16 protein-coding genes are annotated in these 23683 nt (G+C 61.7%); 10 read left to right on the top strand and 6 right to left on the bottom strand.

The genetic code is table 11. The features are described 5' to 3' along the window. Positions 1-207: 207 nt before the first annotated feature. Positions 208-1557, top strand: coding sequence for an FAD/NAD(P)-binding oxidoreductase (locus tag BW09_RS07860; protein WP_044089886.1), 1350 nt, complete (start codon positions 208-210; stop codon positions 1555-1557). Positions 1558-1697: 140 nt separating this feature from the next. Here the strand turns inward: BW09_RS07860 and BW09_RS07855 are convergent, their stop codons facing one another. Both BW09_RS07855 and BW09_RS07850 read right to left on the bottom strand, forming a co-directional pair. Next, positions 1698-2807 (bottom strand): diguanylate cyclase, encoded by a 1110-nt coding sequence (locus tag BW09_RS07855; protein WP_044089885.1) that lies wholly within the window; start codon positions 2805-2807, stop codon positions 1698-1700. 28 nt (positions 2808-2835) lie between these two features. Continuing rightward, positions 2836-3963: a CPBP family intramembrane glutamic endopeptidase gene (locus BW09_RS07850; protein ID WP_081886684.1), complete on the bottom strand. Its 1128-nt coding sequence runs from the start codon at positions 3961-3963 to the stop codon at positions 2836-2838. Between the two features lie 643 nt (positions 3964-4606). On the opposite strand from BW09_RS07850, the gene BW09_RS07845 reads away from it, so the two are divergent. Beyond that, positions 4607-5257 carry a PH domain-containing protein gene (locus BW09_RS07845; RefSeq protein ID WP_081886670.1) on the top strand — a complete coding sequence of 217 codons (651 nt, stop codon included), beginning with the start codon at positions 4607-4609 and terminating at the stop codon, positions 5255-5257. Continuing rightward, entirely contained in the window at positions 5257-7212 is a 1956-nt protein-coding gene (locus BW09_RS07840; protein WP_140462972.1) for a PH domain-containing protein, read from the top strand. Before BW09_RS07845 ends, BW09_RS07840 begins: the two co-directional genes overlap by 1 nt. A gap of 53 nt (positions 7213-7265) precedes the next feature. Here the strand turns inward: BW09_RS07840 and BW09_RS07835 are convergent, their stop codons facing one another. The 3 genes from BW09_RS07835 to leuC all read right to left on the bottom strand — a co-directional run bounded on the left by BW09_RS07835 (position 7266) and on the right by leuC (position 10297). Beyond that, entirely contained in the window at positions 7266-7493 is a 228-nt protein-coding gene (locus BW09_RS07835) for an LPXTG cell wall anchor domain-containing protein (RefSeq protein ID WP_044089883.1), read from the bottom strand. A 623-nt stretch (positions 7494-8116) separates the two neighbouring features. Next, on the bottom strand, positions 8117-8809 hold the full coding sequence (gene leuD / locus BW09_RS07830) for a 3-isopropylmalate dehydratase small subunit (protein WP_140462970.1): 693 nt from the start codon (positions 8807-8809) through the stop codon (positions 8117-8119). A gap of 84 nt (positions 8810-8893) precedes the next feature. Beyond that, positions 8894-10297, bottom strand: a complete 1404-nt coding sequence (leuC, locus tag BW09_RS07825) for a 3-isopropylmalate dehydratase large subunit (RefSeq protein WP_044089880.1) — start codon at positions 10295-10297, stop codon at positions 8894-8896. Positions 10298-10693: 396 nt separating this feature from the next. On the opposite strand from leuC, the gene BW09_RS07820 reads away from it, so the two are divergent. Next, entirely contained in the window at positions 10694-11512 is an 819-nt protein-coding gene (locus BW09_RS07820) for an IclR family transcriptional regulator (protein ID WP_044089879.1), read from the top strand. 4 nt (positions 11513-11516) lie between these two features. Here BW09_RS07820 and BW09_RS07815 read toward each other — a convergent pair whose 3' ends face one another. Next, positions 11517-12830 carry a metallophosphoesterase gene (locus BW09_RS07815; protein ID WP_044089878.1) on the bottom strand — a complete coding sequence of 438 codons (1314 nt, stop codon included), beginning with the start codon at positions 12828-12830 and terminating at the stop codon, positions 11517-11519. A gap of 643 nt (positions 12831-13473) precedes the next feature. Here BW09_RS07815 and BW09_RS07810 point away from each other — a divergent pair. The 6 genes from BW09_RS07810 (at position 13474) to BW09_RS07785 (ending at position 23417) form a co-directional block, all read left to right on the top strand. Beyond that, positions 13474-15711 carry an RNA degradosome polyphosphate kinase gene (locus BW09_RS07810; RefSeq protein WP_044089877.1) on the top strand — a complete coding sequence of 746 codons (2238 nt, stop codon included), beginning with the start codon at positions 13474-13476 and terminating at the stop codon, positions 15709-15711. 196 nt (positions 15712-15907) lie between these two features. Continuing rightward, positions 15908-17071: an NUDIX hydrolase gene (locus BW09_RS07805; RefSeq protein ID WP_140462965.1), complete on the top strand. Its 1164-nt coding sequence runs from the start codon at positions 15908-15910 to the stop codon at positions 17069-17071. After that, on the top strand, positions 17061-17876 hold the full coding sequence (locus BW09_RS07800) for a hypothetical protein (RefSeq protein ID WP_081886671.1): 816 nt from the start codon (positions 17061-17063) through the stop codon (positions 17874-17876). The genes BW09_RS07805 and BW09_RS07800 overlap by 11 nt, the downstream gene beginning before the upstream one ends. Positions 17877-19943: 2067 nt before the next feature. Further along, complete coding sequence (locus tag BW09_RS07795; protein ID WP_052382110.1) at positions 19944-20525, top strand: FMN-binding protein; 582 nt, start codon at positions 19944-19946, stop codon at positions 20523-20525. Between the two features lie 63 nt (positions 20526-20588). Beyond that, positions 20589-21524, top strand: a complete 936-nt coding sequence (locus BW09_RS07790) for an FAD:protein FMN transferase (protein WP_052404686.1) — start codon at positions 20589-20591, stop codon at positions 21522-21524. A gap of 357 nt (positions 21525-21881) precedes the next feature. Beyond that, entirely contained in the window at positions 21882-23417 is a 1536-nt protein-coding gene (locus tag BW09_RS07785) for a hypothetical protein (RefSeq protein WP_044089871.1), read from the top strand. The last annotated feature ends 266 nt before the right edge of the window (positions 23418-23683 follow it).

Here is a 23683-nt window from a genome sequence, read left to right as displayed (position 1 = left end):
CACCGCTCCCACGATTCACGGAACCTTGCCGAGTGGTATCCCACCCGGCACCTACGCGGCTGCCACCCAGCAATCCTCCTGGCACCACACCCAATCATGTGCTAATAATGTGACCCAGCTCACATGTTCTGCCACACATTCTCCATCCCCCTACGATACGATTCAGTGCAGGGCAATAGACGCCTAGGCCACTAGCAAAGGAGCATTATGACCACCGTCGCCGTCATCGGCTGCACACACGCCGGCACGTTCGCCGCCACCTCGATCCTCGCCGAGCACCCGGATTGGACCGTCCACGTATTCGAGCGCAACGGCACCCTGTCCTTCCTGTCCTGCGGCATCGCACTATGGGTCGGCGATCACGTATCCGACCCGAAGAAGATGTTCTACTCCTCCCCCGAAGCGCTTGCTCAGGCGGGCGCGACCATGCACATGCGCACCGACGTGACCAGCGTGGACCCGGTGGGCAAGACACTTACCTATCGCTCGCTCGAAGGTGGGGATTCGGCGTCCGAGGAGACGCTCGCCTTCGACAAGCTGGTCGTGACCACCGGCTCGCGCCCGGTGATTCCGCCGATTCCGGGCATCGACAGCCCGCATGTGCTGCTGTGCAAGAACTGGGACCACGCCATCGCTATCAAGGAGAAGGCGAAGTCCGCCAAGTCGGCGGTGGTGATCGGCTCCGGGTACATCGGCGCGGAGATCGCCGAGCAGTTCAGCCTGACCGGCGTCACAACCACGCTGGTGGACGGCCTTGACCGCCCGCTGGCCAACAACTTCGACAAGACCATCACCGATCAGGTGGCCGCCGCGTTCGAGGAGCACGGCGTGACACTGGCGCTCGGCCAGAAGGTGGTGGAGTTCCGCGACAATGACGACGATACAGTCACCGTGGTCACCGAAAAGGGCGAATACACGGCCGAAATGGCGATTCTCGCCGTCGGCTTCCTGCCGAACACCGACCTGCTCAAGGGCAAGGTGGACATGCTGCCCAACGGCGCAATCATCGTGGACGACTACATGCAGGCCTCCGTGCCGGACGTGTACGCCGCCGGCGACTCGGCCACCGTGTTCTACAACCCGACCGGCAAGCACGACTACATTCCGCTGGCCACCAACGCTGTGCGCCAGGGCCTGCTGGTGGGCCGCAATATCGAGAAGCCGACCGTGAAATACATGGGCACGCAGGCCACCTCGGCCGTGCAGCTGTACGACCTCTCCCTGGCCGCTTCCGGCCTGACGCAGGCGGGTGCCGAGCGGCGCGGGCTCACCGTGCGTGAGACCTCGCTGGTCGACGACTACCGTCCGGACTTCATGCTCACCACCACGCCGGTCACCTCGATCCTGACCTGGGACCCCGAGACCCGCAGGGTTAAGGGCGGCCAGTTCTGTTCCAAGGCCGACATCTCCGGTGCCGCGAATGTGATCTCGATGGCGATCCAGGCCGGATTCACCATTGATCAGCTGGCCAACGTGGACTTCCTGTTCCAGCCGAACTTCGACAAGCCGGTCTACTACGTGGGTGCGGTCGCCATGAAGGCCGCCGCCGAAGCCTGAGCTGAGAGTCCGAACGCACTGGGACTGCCCTGAGACTGCGCTGGGACACCCCGTAATCCGTATCCGCAATCTCTCCGAATCGGCCCCTCGTCACTGCATAACTGCATTACGAGGGGCCGATTCCCGATATCCCGCAGCGATCACCGAGTTTCTTTAATCTTGCGCGCCAGCCCGGCATCCCACATGGCTCCGGTGGCGGACATGACGGAATCTGCACCGGCGGCCTTGTACGCCGCATAATCGGCCGGAGACACCACACCACCGACGCCGTTAATCGCAAAAGCAAGTCCCAAACGCTCGCGGATGGCGGCCAAACGCCTCACCATGGCGAGGCCGGTGCCGCGAATGGCGTTGCCGCACACGCCGGAACGGTCCCGCCCCGCGCCGGGCAGCGCCTGATTGCCATGCACGTCCACCAGACGGGCGGAAATCGTATTGATGGTGCTGAACCCCTGCACGGTGCCGCGCGCGGCCGTGGAGCGCACCATGAGTTCGAGGTCGTCGTCGCTGGGGATGTACGCCAGCTTGATCATCAGCGGCGTATCGCCGATCTCGTTCTTCACGGCTTCGGTGATACGTCCCACCAGCAGCGGGTCATGGCACAGCAGCCTGTTGTGCCCCTCGTTCGGACAGCTGGTGTTCATCACCATGAGCTTCGCGCCGGTCTCCTTGACCAAACGGGCCGTGGTGGCATGGTCGGCGATGTATTCCGCCTCGCTCATGCCCTCGACGCGCGAGCCCTGGAAGCTTGGCACCAAGACCTGCCCCGGCCCGGCTGCGGCAATGGCGGCACGCATGTCCGGCTGCCAATACTCCGGATCCTTGGACGGCACGCCAAAGCTGTTGGAGATGGACATCGGCAGCTCATAATTGGTGTCCGCCAGCACACCTTCGTCCAGCTCGGCGCTGCCGGGGGTCAGCGAGCCGTCCGCGGACTTGGGGTGCACGGCCAGCACGTTCGGGAATGGGTTGCAGCCCCATGCGCGCGAACGCACGGTCTTGTAGGTCGCCAGATCGAAGCCCATGCGGAAAGCGGCAGTGGTGTATTTGCTATTGAGCAGCGGCCCGGCGGGAATGCCGAACGCCAGGTTCACCGGCTGCCCCAGGAAGGTTTCGCCCTGCTGCTTCCCAGCAATCGGTTCGTCATCGACATCGGCCTTCAGCGCCTGCGCGAACGCGCCGAACGGGCCATACTCGTAGTTGTCTTCATACGTGCGATTCACGTCATAAAACGGCTCGAAATCACTCATATTCCAACGATAAGCCATGCCGCGAACGTCACATCACGCCGGCGAGTGACAGCGCCGCCTGCGCCACATTCGCCACGATGAACACAATGAACACGGGCGAAGTCCATCCGGCATACGTGTCAGGGATGCTGCGGTTCTGCAGCCGGTACTGTTTCAGTCCGCGCCCGTATGCCACGAGCGCCACCACCGCGCCGATCGCTCCGACCGCCGTCAACACGATCACATACACGCCGTATTGGCTGTCGTTGAGCTGCCCGGCGAACCAAGTGTCGATCAATCCGGAGAGCACCGCGTTGTTGAAGATGTGCAGCGCGATCGACCATATCAGCGAGTATTCCATCGCCACAAAGCCCAGAATCAAGCCAAACAGAAACGCGAATGTCCCCTGCACGAAGTCTCCGTGGAACAGGCCGAACGCCAGCGCAGAGGTCACGATGGCGAAGTTCCTGCCCAGCGGCTTCAGCTCCTTCATCAGCACGCCGCGGAACATCACCTCTTCGCAGATCGGCCCGAACAGGCCTATATAGAGCCACATGGTCACGGTGTTCGCGGACTGGTCGAGACTTTCCGACGTCGGCGAGGAGATCGCCGCGCCGAACGACGAGAGCACTAGCTGCACCAGACTGACTGCGCTTTGCGTGCCCATGCCGAGCAGCACGAAGATCAGGAACCATTGCGGCTGCATGCGCCCGCCACCATATTGGCTCGGCCGTCCGATCTGGTTCGGTTCGCCGTAGCTGTCCCTATGCGGACCGCCGAGCCAGAATTCCCGGGTGACGATGTCACGGTGACGCATGATGAGCAGGAACCCCATGGCGAAAACCAGCGAAGCGAGGCTGATAATGCCGTCGCCTTTGGTGGAGTCGCCTTCCACCATACTGGGTGTGATTACACCAAGCGCAATCATCGCGATGATGCTGCCTACGTACATCATGGCTTCATAGATGAATGTAAGGCCCATCGCGCGATTGACCACGCGCCTGCGCCACGTACGCCACGCCTGGCGCGGGTCGATGGCGATGACCGGCGGCTGCTGGGGCTGCGGGGGCTGGTATTGCGTGCGGTACGGCGGCTGCAGTTGGGGCTGCGGCTGCACGGGGTACGCCGGCTGAGGCTGCGCTGCGGAATACGGCTGATACTGTGCGGTTTGCGGCATGTGCCGCTGCGGCTGGGCAGGATACTGGTTCGGTTGTACGGGGTATGATTGCGGCTGCGGCTGCGCAACATATGCCGGCTGCTGCGGTTGGTACTGTGCAGAGTCATACGACTGTGACTGCGGTGCAGGTTGAGGCTGCAGCGATAGTTGCGGCTGCGGCACTGCATATGGCTGCGGCTGCATCGTCGACTGGTACGCCTGCTCCGGTGCAGATATCTGAACTTGAGGCTGCACGAGGTACGACGGAGAAGAGGGCTGCGGCTGTGGTACAGCATACGATTGCGGCTGCGCGGGGTACGGTTGCGGCGTCACCGGTTGCGATACCGGCCGGTACGCCGGCGTAGGCGTCTGGACTTGCGGCTGCACAGCACTAATCTGCGGTTGCGTATGCTGAGTCTGCGTATCCTGCTGAGGAGCCTCGTTCTGCCTGGGTTGCACCGGTTGCGTCGACGGTGACGGCTTCTGCAACGGATTCGGTTCGTTCATAGTCATACCGTTCAACCTAACCGCTGTTGCTGAATGATTTGTGACGATGTCCACAATTACCAATGAATGCGCCGGCGGGACTCCGCGGAGAACGAGCCATATCCGATACAGTGGATGACGACAGGGAGCACTAGTGCGCCCGCCGACGTAGGGGGACATGATGGACAATCATCAACAGGATCGCACCGCGCAAACCGACACGACGCCATCGGATGCAACACCAACCGATACAGTTCAAGCCGACGCGACGCAATCCGATATAGCCGAACCCGCCATGGCGCATATCGAGCCGGCACCTATGGGCGTCACCCCAGCCATCTCCTGTGCCGACGGCTGGCGGCCGCTGCCGCCGCGGGTGCGCACCGTGTGGCTCATCACCGAGGCGTTCCAGTGCGTGATCTGGCTGGCGGTATGCGGCGTGATTACGGCCATCTGCCTCGCGAACGGCTGGTGGGGGTTCTGGCAACGGCTCATCATCGGGGTCGCCGTCGTCTATGCGGTGCTGGAACTCGTATCACAGCCGTTGCAGACCAAATATATGTATGCCTTCACGCGCTTCCGTATCGGCGAGCGCGATCTGGCCACCCGCAAAGGCTGGCTGTTCCGCACCTCCACCACCACGCCATACACCCGCGTGCAGCACGTGGATACCAAACAGAACCCGGTCCAACGTCATTTCGGACTCACCACAGTGGTGGTGCACACCGCCGCCGACGAGCACGAAATAGCCGCGCTGGATACCGCCGAGGCCGAGCGTATCGTGGCGCTCATCACCGAACGTGTGGCCGCAGCAAAGGACGACCTGTGATGAGTGATTCCAGCAACGTCCGCGTCTCCCCGACAACCGATGACTCTCTGATGGCTGATGTCCCTCCAACTGCCGATGGTTCCGATAGCACCGCGAGCGACGCCACCGCCACGTCCTCCGGCACCGCCACGCCCTCTGGCACCAATCCAACGTCTGATTCCCGCCCCGGTCCCAGCGCCAATCCCGATTCCGGTACCGGCCCCGATAACCAACCCAGCTCCAATGCGGCATGGCGCATGCTGCATCCCGCCGCGCTGATCGTGGGACTGGCGGAAACCATCAAAGGCGTGGTGGGCCTGTTCCTCGGCCTGCTCATCATCATGAGGGAGCATCTGTCACCGCTGGTCATTGTGCTGATTATCATCGGCGTGACCTTGGTGGCGCTGTCCCAGCCCGCCGTCGCCTGGTTCACGACCAGATACCGGCTCGGGAACGATGCGCTGTCGTTCAAATCCGGCCTGTTCTTCCGCAAGAACCGCACCATCAGCTATGGTTCGATTCACGCCATCAACAGTGCGGCACCTGTGTATCTGCAGCCGTTCGACGTCGTGCGCCTCACCGTTTCGGCGGCCGGTGCCATGGATACGGACATTCGTTTGGACGCGGTGCCCGCCGCACTGCAGCTTGAACTGGAGCGGTTGCGGGCGGCCGCGCGAGAATCAAGCCCAGCGGCCCTGTCGGAAGCCTCGCCAGCGGCCTCGCCAACGGCTTCCACCGCCTCGCCGGAGGCAATCTCGGATTCCGGCTTAGTCACCGAACGCTACTCCACCGCCGCATCCGAGCCCACGCCAGCAATCACCATGCACAGGGACACCGCTGCCCCGGCATCATCGTGCAGAGCTTCTGTTCAGACAGCGTCCGCTCAATCCCCCGTGTTCCGTGCCTCGGTGAGGGACATCGTGCTCTATTCCATTACCGACATCGGATTCATCGCCGCCGCATTCGTGGTGTACGGGTTCGTGCAGAACGTGCAGGATGTATTGCCCCGTAAGCTCATGCACGATGCCATGGATTCGTTCGATGCCGTGCTTGCCAGCGGGGTGACGGCGATCCTGCTATTGATCCTCGCCTGCGTGATACTGCTCATGCTGGTGAGCATCGTCACGTCGCTGCTGCGATTCTATGGGTTCGAGGTCTGGCGTCGCGGCGACGATCTGGTGGTGGTGCGCGGCCTGTTCACACGCCATACCACGACGATTCCGGTCAGCCGAATCCAGACGGTGGCGGTGCGGCAATCGCTGTTGCGCCGCCCTTTCCACCTGTGTTCGGTCGGGCTTGGACTGAGCTCCTCGGTGAACTCGGCCAACGAGGAAAGCGGCATTTCGGCGGCTCGTATCCTGCCGGTGATCAGCACCCGCCGCGTCTACGATGTATTGCGCGTGATGCTGCCGGAATGGGATGTACCACAGCTGCCGAGCGAGGCGCGCAGCATCCATAACCCAGGCAGCGCCCCGCTGCGGTATACCGGGCGCGATTTGCTCCGGTACTATCTCACCATGCCGATTGCCGCCGCTGTAGGCGCGACGGCACTGGTGTGGCTGGGTTCCGAAGCCGGGCCGTTCGTCGGCCTCGAACTCGGAGATAACCCGGGCCCAGGGCCTGAACTTGGCTGGCCTTGGTGGATCGCCGTTGTACCAGCGGCTGCAGGATTGTATTGGATTGCGACGCGATGGCTCAAGTCGCGCACGGAAGGGTACGCCATACTAACAGGCATGCCGATGAACCATAGGATCATGGTGACCGGCAGTATCAGATCGACTACGTATCTTATGGTGACGCGTCGTGCGCGTGTCCAATCAATCACACGATCCACCGCATTATGGCGCGAACAGCGCGGCATCGAACGTGTGCAGATGTCACTGTTCGTCATGAACGGCATCAATGCACTGCAGTTCATGTTCATGCATCGGCCGGACGCAGACGTTCTTGCCGGATGGCTTGAAGACCGGCATTGACGGTCAAGCCACCGATCATTCCGCGTTGGTCTATCGTTTGCGTTGCCTGGGGTCTATCGTTTGCGCTGCCTGGGCCGCTGCCGCTTCGACAACATGAAGAACAGTGCCGCCAACGCCAGCAATACTATAACCACCACCACAACGCTTGCGATATTCGTTCCTGTGGCCGCCAGCACTTGTTGCACAGGGACCTGAGCGCTTGTATCATCCGCCGCGTAGGCCGGCATCGCGCCAAACAGCACAACAACACTCACCAATACGGACAGCACCGCACCCAGCATTGTGATTGACCTACGTATCGGCTTCCTCACCCTGTACCCCCTGTTCCATGTGTCGCGCCAAGCATCATCGCCCGTCGCGCACAATTGCGTATAACAGATATCAAGTATAGGGGGGGGGAGGGGAAAAACACAATAAAGCCCCCAAGCGTGTTATTGCAAGGGGGGCATCATACAACGACTACGTAGGTTGAAGCGGGTTCAGACAGCAGACCTATCGAGGCAAAAACGCCTCGATCAGCCAACGGGCCTGGTCCGGCGATTAATGACTCGCCTTACGGCGAGACTCAGTATTGGCCGAGCCGCTGCCGCAGCTCGGCGCAGGCCCTGCTGAGAGCCCACCGGACTCCCAGCAGCCTGATCGCCAACAGCAATAACAGACTCGCTTACGCGAGACGCAAGCCTACCTTCGTTCGACTATCGTCTCGCTCAGGCCTCACCTACGGACAGTCCACCGGACTGTCCGCTTAACGGCTCGGCTCAGATAACGCCTCGATCAGCCAACGGGCCTGGTCCGGCAACTAATGACTCGCCTACGGCGAGACTCAGTATTGGCCGAGCCGCTGCCGCAGCTCGGCGCAGGCCCTGCTGAGAGTCCACCGGACTCCCAGCAGCCTGATCGAGGCTCAGATAATGCCTCGATCAGCCAACGGCCCTGCCCAATTATCCTCTTCGGGCTCGCGGGCGGATTGGATTTGTTCTTCGGGCCAGTGCTTGGCGGGGATGGTCTTGGGCTTGAAGGGGAACTTCTCGGCGCGCATCTTCTCGTAGGCGGCGATGTCGTCCTCATGCTGCAGCGTCAGATCGATGTCGTCGTAGCCGTTCATCAGACGCCAGCGGGTGTAATCGTTCACCTCGAACGGGAGGGTCACGTCTCCGCAGGTCACGGTACAGGTCTCCAGCGAAACGGTCATTTCACGGCCGGGCTCCTCCTCGAGCAGCTTCCACAGCAGCTCGACGCTCTCCTGCGGCATGATAGCGGCCAGCACGCCGTTCTTGGCGGTGTTGCCGTAGAAGATGTCGGCGAAGCTCGGCGCGATCACCACACGGAACCCATAATCATGCAGCGCCCACACCGCGTGCTCACGGGAAGAGCCGATGCCGAATTCGGGACCGGCCACCAGGATCTGCCCTTTACCGGCGTACTCCGGCTTGTTGAGCACGAAGTTCGGATCGCGACGCCATGCGTAGAACAGCGCATCCTCGAAACCGGACTTGGTCACGCGCTTGAGGAACACGGCCGGAATGATCTGGTCGGTGTCCACATTGGAGCGGCGCAGCGGCACGCCCACACCGGTCAACGTAGTAAGTTTTTCCATAATTGTCCTTTCGGGGTCTCTGCCCCACCCGGCGCTGCCGGGAGCCCCCTTCGCAGAGGGGGCCAATACGTAATAGTTGATGAATCAGAGATCGGCGGGAGAGGAAATGGTACCGCGGATGGCAGTGGCGGCGGCTACGGCCGGAGAGGCCAGATGCGTGCGCGAACCCTTGCCCTGACGACCTTCGAAGTTGCGGTTCGACGTCGAAATCGAGCGTTCGTCCGGCACCAGCTTGTCCGGGTTCATGCCGAGGCACATCGAGCATCCAGCGTTGCGCCATTCGGCGCCGAAGTCCTTGAACACCTTGTCAAGGCCCTCTTTCTCCGCCTCAAGACGGACGCGGGAGGACGCCGGTACCACGAGTACGCGGTGGATGTTCTTCGCCTTGTGGTGGCCCTTCATGATCGCGGCGGCCTGACGCAGGTCGTCGATGCGGCCGTTCGTGCACGAACCGATGAACACGGTGTCCACGGCGATGTCCTTAATAGGCATGCCGGGCTTCAATCCCATGTACTTAATCGCGCGCTCGGCGGCGGAACGTTCGGTGGCGTCCGCGATCTTGGCGGGGTCCGGCACGTCGGCGGTGATCGGCAGACCCTGACCCGGGTTGGTGCCCCACGTCACATAGGGGCCGAGCTTGGTGGCGTCGATATCCACCACCTTGTCGAACACGGCGTCGTCATCGGTCTTGAGCGTCTTCCAATACGCCACGGCCTTGTCCCACATCTCGCCTTCGGGCGCGTGCGGACGGCCCTTCAGGTATTCGAACGTGGTCTCGTCGGGGGCGATCATGCCGGCGCGGGCACCAGCCTCGATGGACATGTTGCACACGGTCATGCGCTCATCCATCGTGAGGTCGCGAATCGCCTCGCCACGGTATTCGATTACGTAGCCCTGGCCGCCGCCGGTGCCGATCTTGGCGATGATGGCCAGGATGATGTCCTTGGCGGTGGCGTCGGCCGGCAGCTTGCCGTTGACGTTGATGGCCATGGTCTTGAACGGCTTCAGGCTCAAGGTCTGCGTCGCCATCACATGTTCCACCTCGGACGTGCCGATGCCGAATGCCAATGCACCGAACGCGCCATGGGTGGAGGTGTGCGAGTCACCGCACACGATGGTCATGCCCGGCTGGGTCAAGCCAAGGATCGGCGCGAACGCGTGCACGATGCCCTGATCGGCGTCGCCCAGCGGATGCAGTCGCACGCCGAATTCCTTGCAGTTCTTCTCCAACGTGCTCAACTGCAGGGCGCTCGTCTTGTCCGGATTCGGGCGATCGATGTCAACGGTCGGGGTGTTGTGATCCTCGGTGGCGATGAGCTGATCGACGTGACGCGGCTTACGGCCGGCCAGACGCAAGCCTTCAAACGCCTGCGGGCTGGTGACTTCGTGCATGAGCATCAAATCGATGTACAGCAGATCGGGAGCGCCGTCGCCGCCCTTGCGCACCAGATGATCGGCCCAGACCTTCTCGGCCAGTGTCGTTCCCATAGTGTTCCTCCAAAAAATTCCGCGCGAGGTATTGTATTCGCGCCTTGTTCGTGGTATAAGCCTATGTGGTCAGGTGAGGTGCGGCTTCACTCAGGCCGGATACTGAGATAGCGGTGCCTCGCGAACGGCGCTCCTTGCCGTCATATGGCGATCGCGCCATGACGTTGTGGCAATTTCGCGGCGTACAAGACACCGCGGTGATGCCTGCCACCGTCTATATGTCGACATATCCGACGCCATCTTGGCGTTGCGTCGGCGGCGACTCAGGCGATGACTTGATTGTGAGCGCGCACAACGATTCTCCATCAACGGGAGTCCGCTTCACCGGTGATCACCTCGTGAGACACTTCCCTGATTTGCCATTTCACAATGTGAGATGGCATAATCGCGTATATTATGACTGATTCCCAAGAAGAACCATTAGCAACCGACCCTGCCGTGACCGAAACACTTGACAACGCTCCGGCAGTCGCCACTCCATCCGCATCGGATGACGGAGAAATCCACTCCGGCGTCGGCGTACTTGACAAAACCGTGAAGATTCTCGACGCACTCGAATCTGGACCGTCCACGCTCGGCCAGCTCGTGGCCGCCACCGGATTGGCCCGCCCGACCGCGCATCGTCTGGCAATCGCGCTCGAACGCCATCGTTTTGTGCTGCGCGACCAGCATGGACGTTTCGTACTGGGTTCCCGTTTTGCCGAGCTCGCCGCAGCGGCCGGCGAGGATCGTCTGCTCACCGCGGCCGGCCCGATCTTGCAGACGCTGCTCGACCGCACCGGTGAATCCGCGCAGATCTACCGCCGTCAGGGCGATCAGCGCGTCTGCATCGCCGCAGTGGAACGCGTCTCCGGCCTGCGCGATTCGATCCCGGTGGGCGCCATGCTCTCGATGGAAGCCGGCTCCGCAGCCCAAATCCTGCTCGCGTGGGAGGATTCCGAACGCCTCCACCAGGGCCTGCGCCATGCCAAGTTCACCGCAACAAAGCTCGCCGCCGTGCGCAAGCGCGGATGGTCCGAATCGGTGAACGAACGCGAGGAGGGCGTGTGCTCCATCTCCGCCCCGATCCGCAACGCCTCCGGCCAGGTCATCGCCGCGATTTCCATCTCCGGGCCGACCGGACGCATGGGTGCCGCGCCGGGTCGCCGTTACGCCCCGCTGGTGATGGCCGCCGGCAAGTACCTCACCGAAGCGCTAGTCAAGGCAGTCCGATAGGCCACTAGTTGAACAGACCGGTCAGGCGGCTCCAGAGCGACGGCTTGCGTAGCAGATCGTCACCTTCGCCCTCGCCTGGAGCTGACTGGTTCAGCGCATAGGTGTACGCCTGCTTGGAGCTGGGCTTGCCTACCAGCTCCTCGAATTCCAGCAACTGCGTACGCGGCTCATAGGGGTGACGCGCATCGAATTCGATCAGTCTCGTGGCGCGTTTGCCGGGCGCCGGACCGTAAGTGTTGAATCCGCAGGTGGGTGTGGCGATCAACATCAGTCCCTGATAGTCGCCCACGAACCCATTGCGATGGTCATGGCCTGCGGCCACCGCGAAGTAGCCATCGTTCTGCTGCAGAATCGCGAACTCCCCCGACCGGTCAGGACAGGAGATACCCTCCCCCAGATACCCGCCGGGCTGGGTGCGCTGCTCGTCGAGGATGTAATAGGTATCGGCATGATCGCGATACCCCTGCATGGCGTATGCCGTGTTCGACGGCACCGGCTTGAGCACGTGGTAGTACTCCGGCAGCGGCATGTGCTGGAATACCATCGACCGCACCGGCGCATTCGCAGACGCGCCCTGCGCCGATGAAGCCGACCCGGCAGCCTCCTCGCCGCCGCCATCACTCAACAATGACGGCACCTGCCTCAGGAAGTCCAACGTCCGGACGGACGGTGCGCCAAAGCCACCGCCACGGGCATAATCACCGGAATTCACAATCACCAAACCCAACACATTGCGGGTATCGGATACATCTCGCACCGGCAGCGCCAAGGTACCGGGTTCACATGTATATATGGTCTGGTCAGGCAGCAACGTATCGGCCGCATTCACGCAGCCGGGGAACTCACGGTAGATCGCATCCAATTCCTCATTGTCGAGGCCGCATTGGAAATCATGATTGCCGTAGGTCACCACCCACGGTACCTTGCGCTCCTCGAGAGGCGCGACGAACTGTGCGATAGCGCCGCGCACCAGCGTGCGCGTCTTGTCCAACGCACTACGGCCGATGGGTTCCTTGCTCCAGCGCCGCTTCTTGAACGACCCCGCGAAGTCCGGGCCGAACCCGGCGATCTGGTTGCCCGAGAACACCACCAAATCAGGTCGTGTGGCGTCGACGCTCGCCGCCAGCAACGATACCGTGTCCTTGGCGATTTTCGCCCCATCCTGGATATCCGCCGCCTGCAGAACGCGGAATTTACCGGATGTATGGAACTGCAGTCTGCCCAGACGCGCGGAGATGGAAACCGGACGGCCATCATCGGCATCGGCCGGTTTGATACGAGGTTTGAAACCTTCAGGCGTTCGCTGTGTTTCCGTCATGCCTCCACTGTACACATGCACGCTCAATACCGGGTTCCCGTGGTTTCCCCGAGTCTCCCAGATTTCCCATTGCGCGAGAATAACCATCACTAACGGCCGCCCAGCGCGATACCGCCAACACACCGAGGAAGGGCCCCACCCCCGTACAAAACAGGCAAAGAAAAAGGCCCGCCGGAGCGGGCCTTTTCTACAAGTTCCACAGCATAGAGCAGAATCTCTGCACAACATCATCGTTGCAACGGTAAGTCTTTCCAATGCCCGTCCAACGTAACAGTCCTCGTGACCATACACTATTTGTGGGCTCTGCTCTGTTCTGTTTTCCTTGTACCTCATAATGTATTCGCGCATCACCGATGCCGCAAGCCGCGCATCGCGGATGTTCGATTTTTATCACAACTGTTCATTCGCACAGGCTCAACGCCGGTAAACGAATGGTTGAGTGCGGTTCGAACCCGTACAATGTTCGCTTTCGTTCCTTCCAGAGCCGCCGTCGGCGTGTCGCCCAACCGCCAACAATCGACCGACCACAATTAGCCGCCCAGCATCCATCCGGCGCCCGAGACTGCGACACCAATATGAACGGAGTCTGAACTCTCGCGAGTAACCCCCGTATACGGCCACGCCAAAGCATACGATATAAGCTATGGCACAAATATTTGACGCACCCTCAAAGGCAATTCTGCGAAGCCAAATCGCAGAGCACATTGCCGAGACTGACAAGAATGACCGCCGCGTCGATAAGGAAGGCGAAGCCCCGCTGCCCGAGGATCGCTTCTTCGACCGCGAACTGAGCTGGCTCAAGTTCAACCAGCGCGTGCTTGAGCTAGCAGAAGATGAAGATGTGCCGCTGCTCGAACGCGCCAACTTCTCCGCCATCTTCGCCTCGAACCTTGATGAGTTCTTCATGGTTCGCGTGGCCGGCCTGAAGCGCCGCATCGACTCCGGCATCGCAGTGCCGTCCGCAGCCGGCCTGAGCCCACGCCAGCTGCTGCGCGCCATCAGCGAAACCGCGCATCGCCTCCAGAACGAGCATGCGCACTACACCATCGACACGATCCTGCCCGAGCTGGAGAAGGAGCACATCGTCCTGCTGAGCTGGGACAAGCTCACCCCCTCCGAGCAGGAGCGCCTTTCCCGCTACTACCGCCAGCAGGTCTTCCCCGTGCTGACCCCGCTCGCGGTGGACCCCGCCCACCCGTTCCCCTACATCTCCGGCGGCTCCATCAACCTTGCCGTGATCGTGGAGAACCCGTCGTCCGGCAAGTCCCACTTCGCCCGCGTCAAGATCCCGGGCAACCTGCCGCGCCTCGTGCCGGTCGACGACATGACCGACGAGGAATCCAAGGATGAGCGCTACGGCTTCATCACCATGGAGAAGCTCATCGCCGCCCACCTCGAATCCCTGTTCCCGGGCATGATCATCAAGGAGGCCCGCTCCTTCCGCGTGACCCGCAACGAGGACATCGACGTGGAAGAGGATGACGCCGAGAACCTGCTGAACGCCATGGAGAAGGAACTGCTGCGCCGTCGCTTCGGACCGCCGATCCGCCTCGAGATCACCGACGACACCAGCCCGTTCCTCTCCCAGCTACTGGCCGACCAGCTCGGCGTGAGCCAGGACGAGGTGTACCGTCTGCCCAGCCCGCTGGATCTGACCGTGCTCTTCGAGCTCGGTGGCGTCGATCGCCCCGACCTGAAGAACCGTCCGTTCGTGCCGACCACGAACCGTCAGATTGCAGAAGTCGAGTCGTCCCGTGCGCAGGACATCTTCGCCGCCATCCGCGAGCGCGACATCCTGCTGCATCACCCTTACGACTCCTTCTCCACCTCTGTGCAGGCCTTTCTGGCACAGGCTGCTGCGGATCCTAAGGTCCTGGCTATCAAGCAGACGCTCTACCGGACCAGCTCCAACTCACCGATCATCGACGCACTGATCGACGCCGCACACGCCGGTAAGCAGGTGCTGGCCCTGGTCGAGATCAAGGCGCGCTTCGACGAGGACGCCAACATCGCGTGGGCCCGCAAGCTCGAACGCGCCGGCGTGCACGTGGTGTACGGCATCGTGGGCCTCAAGACCCACTGCAAGCTCATCGAGGTGGTGCGTCAGGAGGCCGACGGCCTGCGTCGCTACTGCCACGTGGGCACCGGTAACTACAACCCGAAGACCGCACGTATCTACACCGATTTCGGTCTGCTGACCTGTGATCCGGTGGTCGGTCAGGACCTGACCCGCCTGTTCAACCAGCTGTCCGGCTACGCGCCGAAGTCCAGCTTCCACCGTCTGCTGGTTGCCCCGCGCACCATCCGCACCGGTCTCATCCAGCGCATCCGCCGCGAGGAGGATGCCGCCCGCGCCGGCAAGGAGGCCTGGATCAAGATCAAGGTCAACTCCATCGTGGACGAGAAGACCATCGATGCTCTGTACCGCGCCTCTCAGGCCGGCGTGAAGATCGACATCGTCGAGCGCGGCATCTGCGCCCTGAAGCCCGGCGTTCCCGGCCTGTCCGAGAACATCCGCGTGCGTTCGATCCTCGGCCGCTTCCTTGAGCACTCCCGCATCTACGCCTTCTGCAACGCTGACGGCCCGCAGATCGGCGAAGGCCCGGCTTCCGGCCCCGAGGTATACATCGGCTCCGCCGATCTGATGCACCGCAACCTCGACCGTCGCGTGGAGGCTCTGGTGCGCATCACCGCCCCGGAGCAGATCGACGAGCTCATCAAGTACGTGGATCTGCAGATGGCCGACTCCACGGTCAGCTGGCACATGCAGCCGGACGGCACCTATGTGCTGCACACCAAGGACGACGAAGGCCGTCCGCTGGTGGACAGCCAGGAGTACCTGATCCGCAAGCACTCCCGCAGCCGCAGCGCGCACAGCTGATTGTGAACAATCGCGCACGCTGATACGGATGCAGACAGCGCGCTTGTGAACGCTCGCGCAAAACACTGGTACAGTGGATTGCGACACAGGTGATACGACGATGCCCGGTTCCCATACGATTGTGGGAACCGGGCATCGTCGTATCACCAGCACAAACTACGTAGCGGCAGCGGGTTTTGCCCTACAATGACCAGTGATGGGTAGCAACAGCATGAGGCATGTCGTAGAAGCCGCCGGTGGCATCATCTACCGGTGGAAGACCGCCGAGAACTCTGACAGAGCAACGAACAACACTCCAGAACACGCACAGGGGCGACCGGAGCCGCGGACGACCCACGACACCCGCGAAACCATAGACCCGCAAATCCTCTCAGACGCTTCGCACAACGTACTCGGTCATATCGAACTGTGCGTTGTGCACCGTCCGAAGTATGACGACTGGAGCTGGCCGAAAGGCAAGCTCGACCCGAACGAATCCCACCGCCACGCCGCCGTGCGCGAGATGGGCGAGGAAACCGGCCTGCCAGTGGCGCTTGGCCCGTATCTGGGCGATATCACCTATCCGCAGTCCGAAGAAGGATGCGTCCAGAGGCACACCAGGAATCTGTCCGGCACCGGCAAACATGTGATGTACTGGATGGCCAAGGTCATCAGCCCAGTGGATAATCTGCGACGCACGCACGCCTTCGGGCCGGTTCACCGTGCCGACGAGGGCGAAATCGACCAGATGCTCTGGCTGACGCCGGTCGAAGCGCGCAAACGCCTGACGCATTCCACGGATAAAGACATTCTGGCCTTGTTTGTCGACCGTGTGCAGGAGGGTGCGCTCGACTCCCAGCCGGTGATCATCGTGCGACACGGCAAGGCGGAGGCCCGCAAACTGTGGAAAGGCACGGACGCCAATCGCCCGATCACACCGCGTGGCGCGGCGGCTGCCTTCGCGCTGAACGCCGAGCTCGCCTGCTTCAATCCGATTCGCATCGCCACTTCGCCTTGGCTGCGCTGCCAGCAGACATTGGAGCATTTCGCGTGGGAGACCAAGAGCGACATGGTCAAACTGGACGAGATGACGGAAGATGCATTCGCCATCAATCCCGATGCCGCGTGGGAGTCCATGCTCAGCGAAATCGATTTCGCGCTTGAGCGCAAGCAAGGCACGGCGATCTGCATGCATCGCCCGGTCATCGGCGGCATGTTCGAGCATCTGCGCGAACTGTGCCGGCCGGCCGCGCTGGGCAGACGGCTCATCGCGAAATCACCGTACATGCCTACCGGCACCGCGATAGCATTGTTCGTGATCAGTACTCCGGATGGCCCGGTCATCATCGATATTCAGAAAGTGCAACCGCTTGTCTACTAGACCCGCATACCCCGATTCCTCGAACTCGTCCGCTGCCGCTGCCGCCGCTCACGCTTCGGCGCATGGCGGCTCCGGACTTGGCCCGGGCTTCGGGTCGTTGCGTGCAGCCGGTGCCGCATTCGGACCAGTGCGGATGGGTGCTTCGCGCCCCTCGCGCCCGGCACAGCTTGACCCGGCGGTGGCCGACGGGCTGGCGGGCGGCATGGATCCGCAGGCTATCAGCGAGATGAGCCATCTTTCCGCGGCGGCGCTACTCGACCGCGTGCGCCACAGCGAGGATCCGGAAGTCGTGCAACGCGTGCTGACATTGGTGGAGACCGTCGGCGTGGACGAGATCGCCGAACTGTGGAGCGACGCCGAGCCCGATTCACTGCCCGGCGTGCTGTGGCGTCTATACATGCTGCGCACGTGGATGCGCAGCAACCGCGATTCCATCGCCCGGCTCTGGCGGCTCGGCGAACCGGTGGCCACCACGGCTTCCGCCATCGCCGGCGTGGATCAGGCACCTACTGAGGATGACATCGTGCGATTGGCGGATTCGATTCTCTCCGGTGCATTTGTGGGCGATTTCGCCGTGGCGCTGGAGCGCGCGGCGGCGTTCACCGATGTGGTGGCGCTGGGCTTGCGCGTGGAGGCACGACGGCGTGTGCAGCGCGCGACCGCGAATGGCGGCAGCGCCCCCGAAGCCGAACAAGCCGCACGCGCTCAGGCGGCCAAACTCCTACACACCGGCGCAAACCTGATGAGTACCGCCCGCACGTTCGAGCACGGCGCACACCTCTGGCGTCGCGGCCGGCTGGAGTAGTGGCTCGCTTATCTCTCCCCTCCGACGAGGGACTTGGACCGCGGCTGGGGAAAGACCAGCCCTCTGGTGGGCTAAGCTTTGCAAGAAATGCTGGGAGCGCTTCTAAGCGAGGGCTTAATGACAGTCAAGGCGAGGGAAATGACCGAAAGCTCCGCAACAGAGCTCCCTCTGATGAGGGAGCTGTCACGGGCTTGGCCCGTGACTGAGGGAGAGACCCAATCCACCACTTCGGCATCAGCCATCAGCTGATATCCGCCTGTTCCGGCGTGCCCCAGTTCATCGCAAACTATACTGATACCCGCGTCGGGCCGTGCTTAAGCCCCGGGCTCCATTTTTTGCCGCCGCGAGCGGCCCTTGCGCCGACAGGCGCTTTCGCGGTTCGACGCCCCACACTTCTTTTCATGGCTTTTCTCGCTTAATGTACGCTGACGGACACTCAGCGTACATTAAGTGAGACGACATGGTGGATGCTTGCGTTGCACCTTGTGCCGCAGCTCTGCAAATAACGCGATATTGCGCTGGCGTGGCAGCATCCGCGACGACCTGCGATGATTCATCACCCGCACCGCAAACAAGAATGGCGGAATTCCAAGGATTCCCAACCCCCGCCGCACACACGCCACAGGCACAGGCACACGACACCCGTCCCGGAAGTACGAAAACGTCAGAATCCCACTTCAGGGACAAGAGAATCTGTCTCTGAAGCCCGAATACCGCATAATCGCGTTTCAGGGACACGAAAACCCGTCCCGGAAGCGCAATTCGACCCGTTTCGCCGTTCCGGGACAGAACCTCCCGCGCCACGTCAATCGCCGCCCAGAAAGAATGGCGGAATTCCAAGGATTTCCAGCTCATACCACATGCACATCATGGGTACAGGCACACAAAACCTGTCCCGGAAACTCAAATACGACGTAAACGCGTCTCAGGGACACGAGAATCCGTCCCTGGAGCCCGAAAACGGCTGAATCGCATTTCAGGGACACGGAAACCCGTCCCGGAAGCGTAATTCGACCCGTTTCGTCGTTCCGGGACAGATCCTCCCGCACCACGCCAAGCACCATTCAGAAGGAATGGCGGAATTCCAAGGATTTCCAGCTCATACCACACGCACATCATGGGTACAGGCACACAAAACCTGTCCCGGAAACTCAAATACGACGTAAACGCGTCTCAGGGACACGAGAATCTGTCTCTGTAGCCCGAAAACGGCAGAATCGTGATTCAAGGACACGAGAATCTGTCTCTGAAGCTTGAATACCGCATAATCGCGTTTCAGGGACACGAAAACCTGTCCCGGAAGCGTAATTCGACCCGTTTCGTCGTTCCGGGACAGATCCTCCCGCACCACATCAATCACCATTCAGAAAGAATGGCGGAATTCCAAGGATTTCCAACCCCCGCCACACACACGCCACAGGCACAGGCACACGAAAACCCGTCCCCGAAGCGCGAAAACGACGGAATCGCGTTTCCGGGACAAGAAAACCCGTCCCGGAAGCCCGAATATGGCTGAATCGCATTTCAAGGACATGAGAATCTGTCTCTGAAGCCATGTTCAAGGCTGTTTTCAAGTATCAGGACGAATCAGCCAGGCAATCGGCCGAGGATACGGATGATCCATGCAATCGATTCACCCGTTCGGCAGCAAGCCTACTGGTCCGTCTCACTAATAATTGGGGGTTCAATGCCGTCTCTCCCCCAGTCAGCTTCGCTGACAGCCCGTCCTGCAAGTATGGACGCGCTACGCGCGATGAGAGCTACATCACAAAACGGCTGTATTTCAGCGAATTCTCAGGATACATATACGACGTCGCCAGCATCGGCTTGTTATTTTCGATGTGGGGAATTCCAACGCGTCATCGAGGTTGTGGTATTCGATGCGCAGTGCATTACGCACACAACACCGAGACTCAATACCAGCACTTTCGCAGCAGTACGTAGCCAAAACGTCGCCGCCCGTCGGGCCTGCCGCACAAGCCGGCCCAATCGCCCGGGAAGCCGCGGAATAGGCCGACGAATCTCTGACGAAACGCTGTACAAGAAGACAACACATGAGGAGCAACCATGAAAACCGTGACGCGCGCCGCCATCGCCGTACTGGCCGGCCTGGCAATCATTGGCGACGCTTTTCTGCTGTTCATCAAGCCTCATCTCGCACAGCAGGCGGGAACCACAGGATCTGCCCTGGCCTCAAACGGCACGACATCCAGCGGAAACGGCAGCAGCGCCAACGCCCAATCTGAGTCCTCCACCGACTCCAACAGCGCAAACAGCACTGACTCAAACGATTCCACCAACTCAAACGATTCCACTGATTCCGCCGACTCCAGCAACACTGAATCCACAGACTCCAACACCCTGAAGGACGGCACCTACACCAGCGTGGCCAGTCCGAACGCCTATGGCGAGATCCAATTGCAGGTCACGGTCGCGGGCGGGAAAATCACCACTATCACCACGGTGAAAGCCCCGACCCATGGCCGCTCACAGTCCGTGAACGCCCAGGCGCTCCCGATGCTCACCGAACGCGCGATCAGCGCGCAAAGCGCGGATATCCAGTTCGTCTCCGGAGCGACCGAAACCTCCACTGCCTTCGTCAATTCGCTGCAGGACGCCATCAACCAGTCGCTGAACGCCGCCAAATAAGTTAGCGACCAATAGCCAACAACAGCCGGCAACAGCCAACAGCCCATACGGACAGCACCGATCATGACCACCATTCAGGCCCGAGTCATCCACGCGATGACCATCCCGTTCACCATCCAGCTGGCGAGCGACAGCCGCGATGCCGCCTACCTCGCCACATGCATCGACGAGATCACGCCGCAGATCACCGCATACCTGCAGCACATCGACACCACGTTCTCCCCATTCCGCGCCGATTCGCAGGTTGCCGCAGCCCGACGAGGCGACTGGTCGGCCATGCTCGTCACAAGCAAAGCATCCTCGACAAAGTCCGGCGTCCACTATGCAGCGCCGCCGTACAACCGACACGCCGGCCAAGCTCAGACCCACTATTCTCAGTCCGAATCCCAGTCCGAATCACAATCCGAATCACAGTCCGAATTCGCGCAAATCTACGCGCTGGCCGAGCAGGCCAAGCAGCTCACCCGCGGTCATTTCAATCCGATGCACGCCGGCCAATACGACCCGACCGGCATCGTCAAAGGCTGGGCCATCGAACGAGCGCACGAGCGGTTTCTCATGCCGCTGATCACATCCGGACAATGCGACGCCGCCGCGCTGGGAGGCGGCGGAGACATCCAGACCGCAGTAGCCGACACCAGCGATTTCGTATGGCGCATCGGCGTGCAGGATCCCGCCAACCCCAACGCCACCCTGCGGACCATCACTCTGCGCAACGGCGCGGTCGCCACCTCCGGCACCAGCAAACGCGGCGAACACATCACCCGCAACGCGCACGACCTGGCACAGGCCACCATCGTCGACGACCATCTCGCGTTCGCGGACATGTGGGCCACCGCCGCCATCAGCGCCGGCGAGCGCACGTTCCGCGACATCATCGACCAGAATCCAGTCGCTCAGGCCAGTCTCCATGCGGTGCTGGTCCGCGCGGACGGCAGCATCACGCAGTTCGCGCCGGGCAAAACCGCACCCGACGTCATGCCACAAACAGGAGCATAATAGGCCACTGGAATCGTATGACCATGGAAATCGACAATCACAGCAACCAACCTTGCGGGCGGCGCGAATACAAACCAAACAAATACAAACCGGGCGAATACGAGCGGAGCGAATACAGCCGGGCTGTGCAGTGCTGCCCAGTACAACACACACGGCACAGCGACGCATAACACGGCGCCACGCGGTTTCGGCAGCACGACCAACGCGACTGGAACGCCCCCATCACGCGCACGGAAGCCGCACACGCCCCCACCGTTCACCAACCTGGCTCTCGCCGCCGCAGAGCCCGCACAAAAGCCCGCACAAGAGCCCACGTACGAGCCCATACAAAAGCTCACTTACCATAAGGATCAATCCATGAAACACATCTCCTCGCACATCGCCCTGGCTTGGGCGGTGGTGCTGTTCATCATCCCGCTGCCGTTTCTGGCGACGCTCGTCGCCGGCTTCCCCGCCCTGTACAGCAGTTCGATGTTCGGCGCGGAACTCGGCGTCATCGCCTATGTATGGATGCTCGCGGCCGTGTACCTCGCGTGTCGCCCGCGCTGGGTGGACCGAACGGTCGGCCTGCCGCATATGTATATGATTCACGGCGTGCTGGCGATTCTGGCCATCGTGCTGGCGTTCGTGCATCAGTCGCTGCTGCCCGGTGCCGGCGAACTCATCGGCCTGACGGGACATCTGGGACTGTACCTGTTCATGGCCGTGGCGGTGTGGTCGCTGGTGTTCATGGCCGGATGGCTGACTGCTCGCGTGCCGGTTCTGGCGCGGATCAAGCGCGCGCTGGAGCAGGTGTTCCGGCATGAGATGAGCGTCTGGCTGCATCGGTTGAATCTGGTGGCCATCGCGCTGATCGTGATCCATGTGCATGTGATTGACTACATCGCGTCCATCAAACCGTTCATTTTCCTGCTCGACGCGACGACGATCATCGTGTTTGCGTACTACATCTGGAGTTCGGTGAACCGTGAGGCGTTCGCGTTGCGTGGACGTGTGGTCTCCGTTCGGCCGCTGGCCGATCGCGTCACCGAGTTGACGGTGGCGATTGAGGATGCGAACGGCTCGCGCGGTGTTTCACGGCCGCGCAATGCCGCCGACGCGGGAAGCAACGCGCGCGGCACGGGCTTAGGCGGCGGCACAATCCGCTGGAATCCGGGCGATTTCGCATTCATCGCTTTCCCCGGCAAGCGCGGCATGGGCGAATTCCATCCGTTCTCGCTGACGAATTCGTATCCGGCACCGGGGGCCGTCTCGTTCGCTGTGGGCGCGGCCGCCTCGAACACCGCAGTAAGCACCACGTCGGCTGACGGTACCACCATTACGATGCCGCATCCGGATGCGCCGACCATGGCGTTCGCGATTCGCGCGGATGGTGACTTCACCGCCGGCATCGCCGCCTTGCGCCCTGGCGACGCGGTGCGCATCGTACCGCCGTATGGACGCTATGCCGAATTCATCGACGAGCACGACCGCCGCGCCACCACCAAGGCCGACCAGGCCGCCGTGCAGCAGGGGCGCACGGCCGGCGGCACCGGCACGCAGCAGCGCACGCCATTGGCGCTGATCGGCGGCGGCATCGGCATCACACCGCTGCTTGGCGTCCTCACCGCGTACGCGGACGGCGAACGGCAGGTCGATTTCCTCTACACCGTTCGGTCGGAGCGCGACTTCATCTATCGCGACCAGCTGGAACAGTTCGGCCGCACGACGCCGGCCACGCGCGTGCGACTGCAGGCCGGACGCGCTGATGAGGCCACGATCGCGCCGATGATTCGCCCAGGCGCCGTGTATCTGATCGCCGGTCCGCAGCCGATGATGGAGGCCGTGCGCGCAATCCTGTTCAAGCACGGGGTGGCCGCCGACGATATCTACTACGAGCCGTTCGCGATGTGATTCGGGTAGCAGACATAAACGACAGCGCTGGAATACACAAAATACCTGCAGTCCTGTTCCTCGGCAGAAGTCTGGAACAGGACTGCAGGTAAATCAGTGCTTATTACGAACCTGCAGGCGGTCGCGGAGTGTATCGCGTGGAAGCCTGCAGGTGATTTGTGCCTATATAGGACTCGTTTCTGCAGGTAAAACAGGTATATATACGACCGCTGCAGGTGATTTGTGTCTGTGTACGGCCGTATCGAGGCCATACAGAGACACAAATT

Source organism: Bifidobacterium sp. UTCIF-1 (assembly GCF_006408915.1).
Lineage (GTDB): Bacteria > Actinomycetota > Actinomycetes > Actinomycetales > Bifidobacteriaceae > Bifidobacterium > Bifidobacterium reuteri.
This window is presented reverse-complemented; position numbering and strand designations above follow the sequence as displayed.